Origin of the sequence: Amycolatopsis sp. NBC_00438, from assembly GCF_036026695.1 — a bacterium.
In the GTDB taxonomy this organism is placed as follows: Bacteria; Actinomycetota; Actinomycetes; order Mycobacteriales; family Pseudonocardiaceae; genus Amycolatopsis.
This window is the reverse complement of sequence record NZ_CP107923.1, coordinates 9,849,430-9,864,093: the sequence shown is the minus strand read 5'-3', so window position 1 is coordinate 9,864,093 and position 14,664 is coordinate 9,849,430. Positions and strand designations below refer to the sequence as shown.

Here is a 14,664-nt window from a genome sequence, read left to right as displayed (position 1 = left end):
CCGCGCCAGGTCCGGCCATGTGGGTGAATAGGCTGACCCCATGGGTTCACCGGAGCCGGCCACGACCAGCACAGCGCTGCTCACCGACCACTACGAGCTGACCATGCTGGGCAGCGCGCTCGCCGACGGTACGGCGGCGCGCCCCTGCGTGTTCGAGGCGTTCGCCCGGCGGTTGCCGGCCGGGCGCCGCTACGGCGTCGTCGCGGGCACCGCCCGGGTGCTCGACGCGATCGCGGACTTCCGCTTCACCGACGCCGAGCTGGCGCAGCTGGAGGCCACCGCGGTGGTCGACGACGCGACGCTCGCCTGGCTCGCGGACTACGAGTTCGCCGGTGACATCGACGGCTACGCCGAGGGCGAGCTGTACTTCCCCGGCTCGCCGATCCTGACCGTCACCGGCTCGTTCGCCGAGTGCGTCCTGCTCGAGACACTGGTGCTCTCGATCCTCAACCACGACAGCGCGATCGCCTCCGCCGCGGCCCGGATGTCGGCCGCCGCGCACGGCCGCCCGATCATCGAGATGGGCGGGCGCCGCACGCACGAGTGGGCCGCCGTCGCCGCCGCGCGCGCCTCCTACCTGGCCGGCTTCGCGACGACGTCCAACCTCGAGGCGGGCCGCCGCTACGGCATCCCGACCCGCGGCACCGTCGCGCACGCCTTCACGCTGCTGCACGACAGCGAGGAAGAGGCCTTCCGCTCGCAGGTCGACAAGATGGGCGCGGACACCACGCTGCTGGTCGACACCTACGACATCACCGCCGGCATCGAGGCCGCGGTGCGTGTCGCCGGCCCGGAGCTCGGCGCGATCCGGATCGACTCCGGCGACGTCGGCCCGCTCGCCCGCCGCGCCCGCGAGCAGCTGGACTCCCTCGGCGCGAAGGACACCCGGATCGTCGTCTCCGGCGACCTGGACGAGCACGCCATCGCCGCGCTGCGCGCCGAGCCGGTGGACGCGTACGGCGTCGGCACCTCGGTCGTCACCGGGTCCGGCGCGCCGACCGCGGGCATGGTCTACAAGCTGGTCGAGGTGGACGGCAAGCCGGTCGCCAAGCGCAGCGCGCACAAGGAGTCCCGCGGCGGGCGCAAGTCCGCGCTGCGGCGCCACCGCGGCACCGGGACGGCCGTCGAAGAGGTCGTCTGGACGGTGTCGGGGCGGGCGCCCGAGCCGGAGCCGAACGACCGGCCGCTGCAGCTGCCGCTGATCCGTGCTGGCCGCGTCGAACCGGATCTGCCTACGCTCGACGACGCCAGGCAGCGGTTGCGCCGCGGCCTGGTCAGCCTGCCGTGGGAGGGCCTGAAGCTCTCGCACGGCGAGCCCGCCATCCCGACGCTCTTCCTCTGAACGGAGGCCGCCCCATGGGAACCGCGCTGATCGTGGTGGACGTGCAGAACGACTTCTGCGAAGGCGGCTCGCTGGCGGTCGCCGGCGGCGCGGCGGCCGCGGCGACGATCTCGGCGCTGTCCGCGACCGGCGGCTACTCGCACGTCGTGGCCACCCGCGACTACCACGTCGACCCGGGTGACCACTTCAGCGAGACGCCCGACTTCGTCGCGAGCTGGCCGCCGCACTGCGTGGCCGGCACCCCGGGCGCGTCGTTCCACCCCGCCCTCGACGTCGTCCCGATCGGGGCGGTGTTCTCGAAGGGCGAGTACAGCGCGGCGTACTCCGGCTTCGAAGGCGCCTCCGGGGACGGGAAGTCCCTGGAGACCTGGCTGCGCGAACACGACGTGACCGACGTCGACGTCGTCGGCATCGCCACGGACTACTGCGTGCGCGCGACCGCGCTGGACGCGGCCCGGGCCGGGTTCGGCGTCCGCGTGCTGCTCGACCACACGGCGGGCATCGCCCGGGCTTCGGTGGACGCCGCGCTGCGGGACTTCGCCGAGGTCGGCGTCACGCACACCGGTGAGGCGCACGTCGGATGAAGGACCTGCAGGCCGCTCTGGCGGAACACCGGCTCGTCGCGATCCTGCGGGCCAACGACGCGTCGCGCTTCGCCGACGCGGCGATGGTCCTGCACGCGGCAGGGATCCGCCTGCTCGAAGCCACTTTGACGACGCCGGGCGCGCCCGCGGCGATCACCGCGCTGCGCCTGGCGCTGGGCGACGACGCGCTGATCGGCGCCGGCAGCGTCCGCGAGGCGTCCGATGTGGACATCGCGGTCGACGCCGGCGCGCGCTACCTGATCACGCCGACGGTCAATGCCGCGGTGCTCGATCGCGCCGCGGCCCTCGACGTCCCGGTGGTCTGCGGCGCGCTGACGCCGACGGAGATCGACCAGGCCTGGCGCCTCGGCGCGGCCGCGGTGAAGGTCTTCCCGATCGCGGCCGTGGGCGGCGTCGCCTACCTGCGCGCGGTCCGCGCCCCGCTGCCGGACGTCCCGCTCGTGCCGACCGGCGGCGTCCACCTGGCCGACGTCGAGAGCTACCTGCGTTCGGGCGCGATCGCGGTGGCGGCGGCGACCCCCCTGCTGGGCGACGCCCTGACGTCCGCGGGCAGCCTCCCGGACCTGGCGACCCGAGCGGGCGAATTCGTCGCCGCCGCCGCCCGCTTCGCCACCGCCTGACACCTCACTTTCGTAGGGAAAGATGCGTCCGGGGCCCCCGAATCCGCATCTTTCCCTATGAAAGTGACGCCTTCTTCTTGCCGTACGGGTCGCAGGCGGCCGTGCCGAGGTAGACGTCGCCGCTCGCCGGGCCGCCCTGCGGGAACAGCACGATGTGCAGCGCGTGCGTGACCAGGCTGCCGTCCGGCGGCTGGGGCGTCACCGTCTCGTTGAGGATCACCGTGGCCAGCGCGGTGCCCGCCGGGCCGCCGGGGATGACGATCCGGTCGTTCGGCGGGATCTCGGCGGGCACGGTGATCCCGGTGACGGCGCCGATCGTCACCTCGCCGCCGCTGCCGGTGGCGCTCGTCGCACACTTCGCCGAGAACGTCCGGACCGTAATCACCGGGCCGCCGTACCGCTTGAGGACCGACGCCTCGAACCGGTGCCCGGACGCCTGCGCGATGGCCACCTCGCCCGAGCGGCCGCAGCCGGACTCGCCGAGGCCGAACGACGCGACGTCGCCGGTCACGCCGCCGTCCGTCCGCGCCGACGCCGGTCCGTCGGCCGTGCACTTCGCCAGTTCACCGGTGACGACGTGCTCGTTGTCGATCAGCACGTCGAGCGAGCCGGCGGACGCCCAGCCAGTGGACGTCACCGGCGCGGCGGCGACCAGGAGCGGCCCGGCCAGCGCCGTCACGGCCAGCAACCGGATCGTCCTCATCCTGGCGTTTCGCATGCACCGGCCTCCTCGGTTCGTGACGGTTCGTAGTCTCCCTGTGGATCATCGGCAGGGGCGGCGCGCCGCCTGATCGGGTCCACCCGGACGAGTGGCCGGTGAGGAACGCGACTTTCCGGCTTTTCCCGGGGGTAACGAGCGTTAACCTCGGTCGGTCGCGTGTGTCCACCGTGGGAGGTTCTGTGTCTTCGCTGTCCATCGCCGGAAAGCGGCCCGTGCTGGCCGACCTCGTGCCCGGCTCGCTCGTCCGGGACATCGCGCTGGTCGCCGGCGGTGCCGTGCTCACCGGCGCCGCCGCGCAGCTGATCATCCCGGTGCCGGGCAGCCCGGTGCCGATGACCGGCCAGACGTTCGCCGCGCTGCTCGTCGGCGCCTCGCTCGGCATGTCGCGCGGCGCCGCGTCGATGCTGGTCTACCTGCTCGTCGGCGCCGTGGGTGTGCCGTGGTTCCAGAACGGCACGGCGGGCCTGTCCGGCGCGAGCGCCGGCTACATCGTCGGGTTCGTCTTCGCGGGCGCCCTCGTCGGCGCGCTCGCCGGGCGCGGCGGCGACCGGACGCCCCTGCGCACCGTGGGCACCATGGTGCTCGGCAACGTCGTGATCTACGCGTTCGGCGTGCCGTGGCTGATGGCCTCGACCGGCTTCGACCTGTCGACGGCCTTCGCCAAGGGCGTCACGCCGTTCCTGATCGGCGACGCGCTGAAGATCGTCGTGGCCGCCGGCCTGCTGCCGCTCACGTGGAAGCTGGTCTCGCGCCGCACCGAAGACTGACACGTCTCGCCGGAGGGCCCGCCGTCGCGACGGCGGGCCCTCCGCCGTCTACACGACGGCGCGAGTGGCCCGTTCGCGACGGAGCACCGATCCTGTCGGTGGTGGCGGCTAATGTGTCGCTGTGCCCGCTCGAACTGACTTCCCCGGCGTCCTCGAACTCCTGACCCACGCGGTGGAGTCGGTGGGCGGAGCCGAGCGGCCGGGGCAGGTCGAGATGGCCGACGCCGTCGGCCGCGCCATCCGCACCGGCGAGCACCTCGCCGTGCAGGCCGGCACCGGCACCGGCAAGTCGCTGGCCTACCTCGTCCCCGCGATCCGGTACGCCGTCGAGAAGGAAGCCACCGTCGTGGTGTCGACGGCCACCATCGCGCTGCAGCGCCAGCTCGTCGACCGCGACCTCCCCCGGCTCGCGAAGGCGCTGAAGAAGCCGCTGGGCCGCGAACCGACCTTCGCGATCCTCAAGGGCCGCCGCAACTACATGTGCCTGCACCGGCTGGACTCCGGCGCGCCGGACGAGCCGGAGGACGCCCAGCTCTTCGACCCGTTCGCGGTGTCGCGCCTCGGCAAGGAGGTCACGCGGCTGCGGGAATGGGCGTCGGACACCGAAACCGGCGACCGCGACGAGCTCGTCCCGGGCGTGACGGACCAGGCGTGGCGCCAGGTGTCCGTGACCGCAAGGGAATGCCTCGGCGCGTCCCGCTGCCCGATCGGCACGGACTGCTTCGCCGAGAAGGCCCGCGCCGAGGCCGGCCGCGCCGACGTCATCATCACCAACCACGCGCTGCTGGCCATCGACGCGTTGCAGGGCTACCAGGTCCTGCCGGACCACGACGTCGTGATCATCGACGAGGCGCACGACCTGGTCGACCGGGTCACCTCGGTCGCCACCGGCGAGCTGACCAGCGCGATGTGCGCGTCCGCCGCCCGCCGCTGCGGCAAGCTGATCGACGCCGACGTCGCCGACCGCCTGCTCGAAGCGGGTGACGGGCTGGCCCTGATCGTCGACGACCTGCCCGCCGGCCGGATGGACACGCTGCCGCAGCCGTTGCGGGGCGCCATCCCCGCGGTCCGCGACGCCGCGCACGCGTGCATCAAGGCGCTGGGCTCGGACCGCAAGGAGGACCTCGAAGGGGCCACCGCGCGCAAACTGGCGCGCACGCTGCTCGACGAGGTGCACGACACCGCGGTCCGGCTGCTCGAGGCGTTCGACGAAGACCAGGCGCACCAGCGCGACGTCGTGTGGCTGGCGGGCGACAAGTTCTCGTCGAACCCGCGCCCGCCGGCGTTGAAGGTCGCGCCGCTGGGCGTCGCCGGCCTGCTGCGCGAGCGCGTGTTCAACCTGCACACGACGATCCTGACCTCGGCGACGCTGACGCTGGGCGGCACGTTCGACACGATGGCGCGCCAGTGGGGGCTCCCGCCGGGCGCGGCGCGCGTCGAAAAGGCGCCGGGCGCCGCGACGGACAAGGAAGCGCCGTCCGACGCCGACACCGGGCCGAAGTGGACGGGGCTGGACGTCGGCTCGCCGTTCGACCACCAGCGCAACGGCATCCTCTACCTGGCCAAGCACCTGCCGCCGCCAGGGCGTGACGGCCTCGCGTCGTCCACAATGGACGAACTGGCCGAGCTGATCGAGGCGGCGGGCGGACGCACGCTGGGCCTGTTCTCCTCGATGCGCGCGGCCAAGCAGGCGGCCGAAGAGATGCGCGAGCGGCTGGACTTCCCGGTGCTGTGCCAGGGTGACGACGCGACGTCACTGCTGGTCCAGAAGTTCTCCGAGGATGTCCGGACCTGCTTGTTCGGCACCCTCAGCCTGTGGCAGGGCGTGGACGTCCCGGGCCCGTCGCTGCAGCTCGTGGTCGTCGACCGGATCCCGTTCCCGCGCCCGGACGACCCGGTGTCCTCGGCGCGGCAACGCGCGGTGGAAGCCCGCGGTGGCAACGGGTTCCTCACCGTGGCGGCCACGCACGCGGCGCTGCTGCTGGCGCAGGGCACCGGCCGGCTGCACCGCTCGGTGACCGACCGCGGCGTCGTCGCGGTGCTGGATTCGCGGCTGGCGAACGCCCGCTACGGCGGATTCCTCCGTGCGTCGCTGCCGCCGTTCTGGCCCACGATGGACCCGAAGGTGGCGCGCGACGCCTTGCGGCGCCTGGACGCAGCCGCGCCCGCGTGACGCGGTCCACAACACCGACCGGTACGGTGAAGCAACCGAAGCAACAAGGGAGCACCGGTTGACCCAGGATTCGTCCAGCGCACAGTCCCGGACTGTCAGTGTCGACGACACCGGCGTGCGGCGGCGCCTCGCGGACGGCAGCGAAGAGGCCGTCACGTGGTCCGATCTGTCCTCGGTGATGGTCAGGGTGATCCCTGACGGCCCGTGGAACGAAGACGTCTTCTTCATGCTGGTGGGCACCGACGGCAAAGGCACCGCGGTCCCCAGCGGCGACCCGGCGGCCGACGCGTTGATCGAACGGCTGCAGTCGTTGCCGGGCTTCGACAACGAGAAGTTCATCGAAGCCATGACGACGGACGCGGACCAGGCCTACGTGGTCTGGGAATCCAGCGAAAACTGATCTGCGTAACAAGCACTCCACCCGGGGCGACTACCGAGGGCGATCGAGCCCTTCGACATCGACTCCCGGGAAGGTGTGCCGGTGCGGAACAGACTTCGGAAGATCAGCAGTTGTTTCCTGGTGCTTGCCATGACACTGCTTGCCACAGTCATCGCGAGCAGCCCGGCCTCGGCGAGCGTGACAGTGCTCTGCTCCGGCGGCTCATACAGCACATGCATCAACAGCGGTCACACCGCGCACGGTTTCGAGCAGCACTACCAAAACGGGTACTGGGGCGCCTACAGCGGCCACAACTGCACCAACTACGCCGCTTACCTGGAGTCGACCGTCAACGGTGCGGCCACCCCCGCCTATCAACTGGGCAACGCAGCACAATGGGCCTCCAGCGCTGCGGCCCACGGGGTGCCGGTCAACGCCTCTCCCGCGGCCGGTGCAATAGCCCAGTGGGACGCCGGATCCGGCGGCGCCTCCCCCGACGGGCACGTCGCCTACGTCGAGGGCTGGGACGGCACGTCCCTGGTCATTTCCGAGGACAACTACTCGGCAGGACCGTTCCGCTGGCGCACGATCACCGTCGGTGACCCGCAGTGGCCCAGCCACTTCATCCATTTCAAGGATCTGGCCACTACCGGGCAGAACCGGGTATCGGTTCTCGATCCCGCCGGCAACGTCTTCGCCAAAGACGGGCTCGGCGGTGGCGGCTGGCTCAACCAGGGAGCCCAGGCAACTGCGGTGTCCGATGGTGGGCCCCGTCAGGCCCTGCTCAACTCAGCTCAGCAGGTGTACGCCAAGGACGACACGGCTGTCGGCGGCTGGCTCGACCAAGGAGCCATGGCCAGCAAAGTGGTGGTCGGCCTCACCGGCCGGATGTTCATCATCACCCCCGACAACTGGGTATACGGCAAAGACACACTCGGCGCGGGCGGCTGGCTGAACCAGGCGGCTCAGGCGACGGATGTGTCCGTCGGCCAGAACCGCGTCGCGATCGTCACCCCATGTGGCGCCGTCTACGCCAAGGACAACCTCGGTTCCGGTGGCTGGATCCAGCAAAGCGACTGCTACACCGCGACTGACGTCGAAGTAGGGCCGACGGGCCGAATCGCGTTCATCCGGGTGGACGGCGAGGTGTTCGCCAAGGACGACATCAGCGGACCGGGTGGTTGGTACGACCAAGCGGCCGCCGCTACACAGTTGCGCATCGGCGGAGCTCGGCTGGTGATCCTGACACCCGACAGCCACGTGTACGCCAAGGACCACCTGGGTGCCGGCGGTTGGCTCGATCAAGGAGCACAGGCTGTGGAGATAGCAGTCACCAAGCAAGGCCGCCTCGTCCTGCGCAACTTGGGAAACTACGTATACGCCAAAGACGACACCAACCCAGGCGGCTGGATCGACCAAGCCGCCCAGGCGTTGAGACTCGCCGGGTGATCTAGGTCGGGAACTCCTCCGTCACCGGGATGCCCTTCTTGAGCGTCCGGCTCACCGTGCAGAGCCGCTCGATCGCGCGGTCCACGGCACCGGCCAGCGCCTCCCGCTGATCCGCCGCCAAAGTCGACACATCGACATCGAAGGCGACGTGCACGGCGTCCAGTTCCGAGGCCCCTTCACGCCGGTCGGCCGAGACGGTGACGCGGAACTTCGCGTTCTCGCCGACCCGCCGCGTGATCAGCTCTTCGGCCGTCACCGCGCTGCAGCCCGCGGCCGCGATCTGCAGCAGCTCCGCGGGCGAAAACGCCCCCTCCGCACCGGTCCGGCCCAGCCGGACCTCGGCGCCGCGGTCGTTGCGTCCGACGAAGCTGTGCTGCCCGTCGCGCTGTACTTCGAGTCCCATATCGGCTCCAACCGGCTCAGGAAACCGCTTGTTCCGGCGTCCAGTACGTGGGCGGAAACTGCGCGAGGACGGTGATCGTGCCGGGATCGACCTCGGTGAACCCGGCGTCCCGCACCGCGATGACGCGGTCGCGCCGCCACGCGCCCTCGGGGTCGTCGCCCGGGTGCAGTTCCTTCCACCGCGCGACACTCGGGGTGCGCACGGCCGTCCGGTAGCCCCGCGCGGCCCAGCCGGCGAGCTGTTCTTCGGTCAGCAGCGCGGCGAGGATCATCGTGGCGTGGCCGACCTGCGCGGCGCCTTTGCCGACGGTCATCGGGACCTGCGGGTTGAGCAGGAGCAGCGGGACGCCGTCCGGGATCGGGCCCGGCTCGTCCGGCGGCAGCTCGCTGCCCGAGATCTGGAGCCGCGACACCTCTTTGGGCGTTTCGGTGACCAAGCCCGGCACCAGCGCCCGCGCCTCGGCGCCGTCGACCTCGACGGTGACGCCCGGCAGGTCCTGCACCGCCGCCCAGTGCGCGCCCCGCGCCCGCCGCGCGACCTTGCGGATCCGGTTGTCGAGCCACGCGTGCATCGGCTCGGCCCACTCGCCCTCGGGCTCGGCGCGCTCGTCCAGGCAGACCGCCAGCGCGGCCGCCGCGGCGGCCTCCAGCAGCGGCGTGCGCCCCGGCGGCTCGGCGCGTTCGATGCGCAGGATGACCGGCATCGCCCGCACCTCCTCCGGCAGCTCGTCGGAGGTGTCCGAGGTGTCTTCGGGCGGCAGCCCCAGCCAGTAGGCGTAGCGGCTGCCCAGCGGGTCGAGAACGCTGCTCACGGACGCGTCAGCTCGAGTCCGGCGGCGGCGTCGGCCGCTTCGACCTCGCCGCGGGTGAGGCCGAGCACGAACAGCACGGCGTCGAGGTAGGGGTGCGAGAGCGCGGTATCGGCGACTTCGCGCAGCGCGGGCTTGGCGTTGAACGCGACCCCCATGCCGGCCGCGGACAACATGTCGATGTCGTTGGCGCCGTCCCCGACCGCCACGCACTGCTCCAGCGGGATGTCGTATTCACCGGCGACGCGGCGAAGCACCTTCGCCTTGCCCGCGCGGTCGACGACCTCGCCGATCACCCGGCCGGTGAGCTTGCCGTCCACGATCTCGAGCTCGTTCGCCGCCGCGAAGTCCAGCCCGAGGTCGTCCACCAGACCGCCGATGACCTGGGTGAACCCGCCGGACACCACGCCGGTCTTGAACCCCATCCGCTTGAGCGTGCGGATCGTCGTACGGGCGCCCGGGGTGAGTTCGATCGTCGCGGCGACCTCGTCGATCGCCGTGGCCGGCAGCCCGGCCAGCAGCGCGACGCGCCGTTCCAATGACTCGGTGAAGTTCAGCTCGCCGCGCATCGCGGCCTCGGTGATCTCGCGGATCTCCGGCTCGACGCCGGCGTGCGCGCCCAGCATCTCGATGACCTCACCCTGGATCAGGGTCGAGTCGACGTCGAAGACGACCAGCCGCTTCGCCCGCCGGGTGATCCCGGCGCGTTCCACCGCGATGTCGACGCCGGCCTCGACAGCGGCGTCGGCGAGCACGGTCCGCAACGCGGCGTCGGCTTCGGGCGTGTCGCGGTCGACCGAGACGTACAGCTCCAGCCCGGTCACCGGGTAGTCGGCGACGCTGCGGATCGAGTCGATGTTCACGCCGAGCGCGGCGAGCCGGCGCGCGACCTCGGAAAAGCCCCGGGCGGTGACCGGACGGCCCAGCACCACCAGCACGTGCGACGAGTCGCGACGGCCGAGCGCGAACGGGTCCGCCCCGATCGCCGCGCCGATCTTGACCTCGACCTGCATGCCGACCGACGCCATCGCCTGCTCGACGGACTCCTGCAGCCCCTCCGGGTCGCGGTAGACCCCGGCGAGCACCCCGAGCACCAGCTGGCCGCGGATGACGACCTGCTCGACGTCGAGCACGTCGACGTCGTGCCTGGTCAGCACGGCGAACAGCACGGACGAGACGCCCGGCTTGTCGGGGCCGGTCGTCGTGATCAGGACGGGGGTTTGGGTCACTGGTCATCCCTCGCTCGGCAACGCTGCACGAACAGTCTGCCGGTCCGGCCTTGGACATAAGTAGAGCGCGTGCCCGGCTTCACAAAAGCCGGACACACGCTCTCACTCGTTCAGGGGGTCTTACTGCTCGCCCGAGTTGTCCTTGCTGTGGTCACCCGGCATGAGCTTCTCGGTCAGCACCTGTGACGGCGCGGAGCCGTGGCTGTTCAGCTTCTGCTTGCCGAAGAACCCGATCTCGCCCTCCTTGTGGAGGCGCTCGATCATGTGCGGGTAGTGCAGCTCGAACGCCGGCCGCTCGGACCGGATCCGGGGCAGTTCGGTGAAGTTGTGCCGCGGCGGCGGGCAGGAGGTCGCCCACTCGAGCGAGTTGCCGTAGCCCCACGGGTCGTCCACCGTGACGATCTCGCCGTACCGGTAGCTCTTGAAGACGTTCCAGATGAACGGCAGCGTCGAGGCACCGAGGATGTACGCGCCGATCGTGGAGATCGTGTTCAGCGTCGTGAAGCCGTCACTGGTCAGGTAGTCCGCGTACCGCCGCGGCATGCCTTCCGCGCCCAGCCAGTGCTGGACGAGGAACGTGCCGTGGAAGCCGATGAACGTGGTCCAGAAGTGCCACTTGCCGAGCTTCTCGTCCATCATCCGGCCGGTGATCTTCGGGAACCAGAAGTAGATGCCGGCGAAGGTGGCGAACACGATCGTGCCGTAGAGCACGTAGTGGAAGTGCGCGACGACGAAGTAGCTGTCCGACACGTGGAAGTCGATCGCCGGCGCGGCCAGCAGGATGCCGGTCAGGCCGCCGAAGAGGAACGTGACGATGAAGCCCATCGAGAAGATCATCGGCGTCTCGAAGGACAGCTGGCCCTTCCACATCGTGCCGATCCAGTTGAAGAACTTCACGCCGGTCGGGACCGCGATCAGGAACGTCATGAAGGAGAAGAACGGCAGCAGCACGGCGCCGGTGGCGTACATGTGGTGCGCCCACACCGCGACCGACAGCGCCGCGATGGCCAGCGTCGCCCAGACCAGGCTCTTGTAACCGAACATGGGCTTGCGGCTGAACACCGGGAAGATCTCCGACACGATCCCGAAGAACGGGAGCGCGACGATGTAGACCTCCGGATGGCCGAAGAACCAGAACAGGTGCTGCCAGAGGATCACGCCGCCGTTTTCGGGGTCGAAGACGTGTGCCCCCAGATGCCGGTCCGCCAGCAGGCCCATCAGGGCCGCGGTCAGGATCGGGAAGGCGAGCAGGATCAGGATCGACGTCACCAGGATGTTCCAGGTGAAGATCGGCATCCGGTACATCGTCATGCCCGGCGCGCGCAGGCAGACCACGGTGGTGACCATGTTGACCGCGCCGAGGATGGTGCCCAGACCGGAGACCACCAGGCCCGAGATCCACAGGTCCGCGCCGACGCCCGGCGAGTGGATCGCGTCCGACAGCGGGGTGTAGGCGAACCAGCCGAAGTCGGCGGCGCCACCCGGCGTCAGGAAGCCCGACAGCACGATCAGGCCGCCGAAGAGGTACAGCCAGTAGGAGAACGCGTTCAGCCGCGGGAAGGCGACGTCCGGCGAACCGATCTGCAGCGGGAGGATGAAGTTCGCGAACCCGAAGAGGATGGGCGTCGCGTACAGCAGCAGCATCACCGTGCCGTGCATGGTGAAGAGCTGGTTGTACTGCTCCTGCGAGAGGAACTGCTGCCCGGGTCGCGCCAGCTCGGTACGGATGAGCATGGCCATCGCGCCGCCCGCCATGAAGAAGGCGAACGACGTGACCAGGTACATGATCCCGATCTGCTTGTGGTCCGTCGTGCGGAACAACCGCAGCAGGTACGAACCCTTGACCGACTCGCGCGCGGGATACGGGCGCGTCGCGATCGGCTTGGGGGCTACGGCCGTCACTCCTGCCTCCAACACTTGAAACCTTGTGGTGGTCATCGTCGCGCCACCGGGGCTCGGGAACACCCGGTCCGGCGGCTTGAAGGGATCGTAGCCCTCGCTACCGACAGTCGCGCGCACCGGCTGGCAAGATCGGCGGATGGCCGACGGGTACACGCATGCGGCGGTGCGCGCGGCCCTGACCGTGACCACCCGGTTGGGGCTGCCGGAGCACTCGCCGCAGGTGCTCCACGAACGCTCGAACGTGCTGGTGAGGCTGGGTCCGCTGGTGGCGAGGGTGCCGGCGACGACGCTGCTCGCCCGGCCGGAGCCGGCGCCCTGGCTGGCCCGCGACGTGGCCGTCTCCCGCTTCCTCACCGAACGTGGTGTGCTCGTCGTCTCACCCCTCGCCGATCCCCCGGCCGGCCCGCATTTCGCGGACGGCCTGCCGGTCACGCTCTGGCACCACACACCGCACGATCCGGACCACCGGTACGCACCGGACGTCGTCGCGCGCTCGCTCGCCGAAGTGCACGCGGCGCTGCGGGAGTACCCGGGCGAACTGCCCCGGCGCGGGCCGCTGGACGACCTGGGACGGATGCTCGACCGGCACGGCGCCGCGATGGATGGCGCGGCGCCCCGGCTGCGCGCCGAAGCCGCCCGGATCGAGGCCGCGCTGCCGGACGTCGCCGTGCAGGCGCTGCACGGCGACGCGCACCCCGGCAACCTGATCGCCACCGAGGCCGGGCCGTGCTGGCTCGACTTCGAGGACACCTGGCGCGGGCCGCTCGGCTGGGACCTGGGGATCCTGGCCCGCCAGGGCGGCCCGGAGTACGCGGCCGCCTACCCGGGTTCGGCCGGCATCCCCCTCGAAGCCTGTACGGAACTGCGCGAACTCTTCGCCGTCGCGTGGCGCTTCATCATCGCGAAGCGGTTCCCGCACCGGCTTCCCGAAGCACGCGAAGCGCTCGCCGCCTACTTCTCGTGAGTTGCCGGGTACCAGGAGAGGATCGCTTCGACGACGCCCGCGGGGTCCTCGAGCGGCGTCAGGTGACCGGCCCCGGGCAGCACCACGAGCGTGGCGCCGGGCATCGCCTCGACCATCGCGCTCGCCGCCTCGACGGGCGTGATCGGGTCCTCTTCCCCGACCACGACCAGCGCCGGGACGACGGCGTCGCGCAGCAGGTCGAGGGAGTCCGGCCGGGTCCGCAGCGCCAGCGCGGTCCACGAGATCCCGGCGGGCGGCTGGGATTCGATGATCTCCCGGACCGTCTCGACGACGTCGGGCCGCTCCGCGCGCGTCGACGCCGCCAGCAGGTTCGGCAGGTTGGCCTCGGCCAGCCAGCCCGCGATGCCCTCCTGTTCGACGCGCACCGCGACGTCCAGCCGGCTCTGCGCGGCCTCGGGCGTGTCGGCCGTGGCCTTGGTGTCGATGAAGACGAGCCCGCCGACGCGGTCCGGCGCCAGCCGCAGCACGGCCATCGCGAGGTAGCCGCCCATCGAGCAGCCGCCGAGCACCACCCGGTCCAGGTCCAGCCGGTCGAGCAGGGCGACCACGTCGCGCGCGGCGTCGTCGAGACCCGGCTCGCGGCCGGACTCCGGCAGCGGCGAGCGGCCGAGCCCGCGCTGGTCCGGAGTGATCACCCGAAGGTGTGAAGCCAGGGGTTCGCGCACCGCGTTCCACATGCGGGCATCCAGGGGAAAGGCGTGGAGGAGGACCAGCGGCAGTTCGGTCATGCGCGTCATTTTGTCGGACCCCCGCGCTAGCTTCGCCGACGTGTTCACCGACATCGAAACCGACCGGCTGCTGCTGCGTCCGCTCCACGAGGCGGACCGGCAGGCGATGGTCGACATCCACACGGATCCGCGCACCAACCGCTTCCACCCCGACCCGCCCGACGTCCCGCGGGCGTCGGAGATGTTCACCGCCTGGCTGGCGCACTGGGCCGAGCACGATTTCGGCTACCTGGCGGTGACCGAACCGGGCGGCAAGGAGGTCATCGGCGTGTGCGGCGTGCGGCTGCGCGAGTTCCACGGCGAGAAGGTGCTCAACCTCGGCTACCGGTTCCGGCCGTCCGCCTGGGGCAAGGGCTACGCGGTCGAGGCCGGGCGCGCGGTACTGGAGTGGTGCGCCCGCGAGCAGGCGTCCGTGCCGGTGCTGGCGAGCGTGAACGTGGCCAACAAGCCGTCGCTGCGGGTCGCCGAGCGGCTCGGCTTCACCGAGTACACGGAGGAGGTGTACGACGGCGCGCTGTCGCGGCACTACCGGCGCTGAGCCGGCCGTTGTTTG

Annotated in this window: 15 protein-coding genes; 9 read left to right on the top strand and 6 right to left on the bottom strand. The window is 71.1% G+C overall.

The window, feature by feature from the left end:
* Positions 1-40 precede the first annotated feature (40 nt).
* Genes OG494_RS45605 through OG494_RS45595 form a run of 3 tightly spaced genes read left to right on the top strand, consistent with a single transcriptional unit; the run spans position 41 to position 2,567 of the window.
* A complete protein-coding gene (locus OG494_RS45605; RefSeq protein ID WP_328449643.1) occupies positions 41-1,342 on the top strand; it encodes a nicotinate phosphoribosyltransferase in 1,302 nt (433 codons plus the stop codon).
* 14 nt (positions 1,343-1,356) lie between these two features.
* The gene (locus tag OG494_RS45600) at positions 1,357-1,926 is read left to right on the top strand and encodes an isochorismatase family protein (RefSeq protein ID WP_328449641.1); all 570 of its coding nucleotides are present in this window, start codon (positions 1,357-1,359) and stop codon (positions 1,924-1,926) included.
* On the top strand, positions 1,923-2,567 hold the full coding sequence (locus OG494_RS45595; RefSeq protein WP_328449639.1) for a bifunctional 4-hydroxy-2-oxoglutarate aldolase/2-dehydro-3-deoxy-phosphogluconate aldolase: 645 nt from the start codon (positions 1,923-1,925) through the stop codon (positions 2,565-2,567). The genes OG494_RS45600 and OG494_RS45595 overlap by 4 nt, the downstream gene beginning before the upstream one ends.
* Before the next feature lie 55 nt (positions 2,568-2,622).
* Here OG494_RS45595 and OG494_RS45590 read toward each other — a convergent pair whose 3' ends face one another.
* A complete protein-coding gene (locus OG494_RS45590; RefSeq protein ID WP_328459216.1) occupies positions 2,623-3,255 on the bottom strand; it encodes a choice-of-anchor P family protein in 633 nt (210 codons plus the stop codon).
* Between the two features lie 212 nt (positions 3,256-3,467).
* On the opposite strand from OG494_RS45590, the gene OG494_RS45585 reads away from it, so the two are divergent.
* From OG494_RS45585 to OG494_RS45570, 4 genes are all read left to right on the top strand, one after another.
* On the top strand, positions 3,468-4,055 hold the full coding sequence (locus OG494_RS45585) for a biotin transporter BioY (RefSeq protein ID WP_328449637.1): 588 nt from the start codon (positions 3,468-3,470) through the stop codon (positions 4,053-4,055).
* 121 nt (positions 4,056-4,176) lie between these two features.
* Positions 4,177-6,228 (top strand): ATP-dependent DNA helicase, encoded by a 2,052-nt coding sequence (locus OG494_RS45580; RefSeq protein ID WP_328449635.1) that lies wholly within the window; start codon positions 4,177-4,179, stop codon positions 6,226-6,228.
* 58 nt (positions 6,229-6,286) lie between these two features.
* Positions 6,287-6,628 carry a hypothetical protein gene (locus OG494_RS45575; RefSeq protein ID WP_328449633.1) on the top strand — a complete coding sequence of 114 codons (342 nt, stop codon included), beginning with the start codon at positions 6,287-6,289 and terminating at the stop codon, positions 6,626-6,628.
* An 81-nt stretch (positions 6,629-6,709) separates the two neighbouring features.
* On the top strand, positions 6,710-8,056 hold the full coding sequence (locus OG494_RS45570) for a CHAP domain-containing protein (RefSeq protein ID WP_328449631.1): 1,347 nt from the start codon (positions 6,710-6,712) through the stop codon (positions 8,054-8,056).
* Between the two features lies 1 nt (position 8,057).
* Here the strand turns inward: OG494_RS45570 and OG494_RS45565 are convergent, their stop codons facing one another.
* The 4 genes from OG494_RS45565 to ctaD all read right to left on the bottom strand — a co-directional run bounded on the left by OG494_RS45565 (position 8,058) and on the right by ctaD (position 12,398).
* Complete coding sequence (locus tag OG494_RS45565) at positions 8,058-8,459, bottom strand: OsmC family protein (protein WP_328449629.1); 402 nt, start codon at positions 8,457-8,459, stop codon at positions 8,058-8,060.
* A gap of 16 nt (positions 8,460-8,475) precedes the next feature.
* Positions 8,476-9,270, bottom strand: coding sequence for a peptidyl-tRNA hydrolase (locus OG494_RS45560; RefSeq protein WP_328449627.1), 795 nt, complete (start codon positions 9,268-9,270; stop codon positions 8,476-8,478).
* On the bottom strand, positions 9,267-10,496 hold the full coding sequence (serB, locus tag OG494_RS45555) for a phosphoserine phosphatase SerB (RefSeq protein ID WP_328449625.1): 1,230 nt from the start codon (positions 10,494-10,496) through the stop codon (positions 9,267-9,269). The genes OG494_RS45560 and serB overlap by 4 nt, the downstream gene beginning before the upstream one ends.
* A gap of 120 nt (positions 10,497-10,616) precedes the next feature.
* Positions 10,617-12,398 (bottom strand): aa3-type cytochrome oxidase subunit I, encoded by a 1,782-nt coding sequence (gene ctaD / locus OG494_RS45550; RefSeq protein ID WP_328449623.1) that lies wholly within the window; start codon positions 12,396-12,398, stop codon positions 10,617-10,619.
* A 136-nt stretch (positions 12,399-12,534) separates the two neighbouring features.
* Here ctaD and OG494_RS45545 point away from each other — a divergent pair, with 136 nt between their 5' ends.
* Entirely contained in the window at positions 12,535-13,362 is an 828-nt protein-coding gene (locus OG494_RS45545; RefSeq protein WP_328449621.1) for a phosphotransferase, read from the top strand.
* Here OG494_RS45545 and OG494_RS45540 read toward each other — a convergent pair.
* Positions 13,350-14,111, bottom strand: coding sequence for an alpha/beta fold hydrolase (locus OG494_RS45540; protein WP_328449619.1), 762 nt, complete (start codon positions 14,109-14,111; stop codon positions 13,350-13,352). The two genes, OG494_RS45545 and OG494_RS45540, sit on opposite strands and share 13 nt — an antisense overlap.
* On the opposite strand from OG494_RS45540, the gene OG494_RS45535 reads away from it, so the two are divergent.
* On the top strand, positions 14,110-14,649 hold the full coding sequence (locus tag OG494_RS45535) for a GNAT family N-acetyltransferase (protein ID WP_328449617.1): 540 nt from the start codon (positions 14,110-14,112) through the stop codon (positions 14,647-14,649). The genes OG494_RS45540 and OG494_RS45535 overlap by 2 nt on opposite strands.
* Positions 14,650-14,664: the final 15 nt, after the last annotated feature.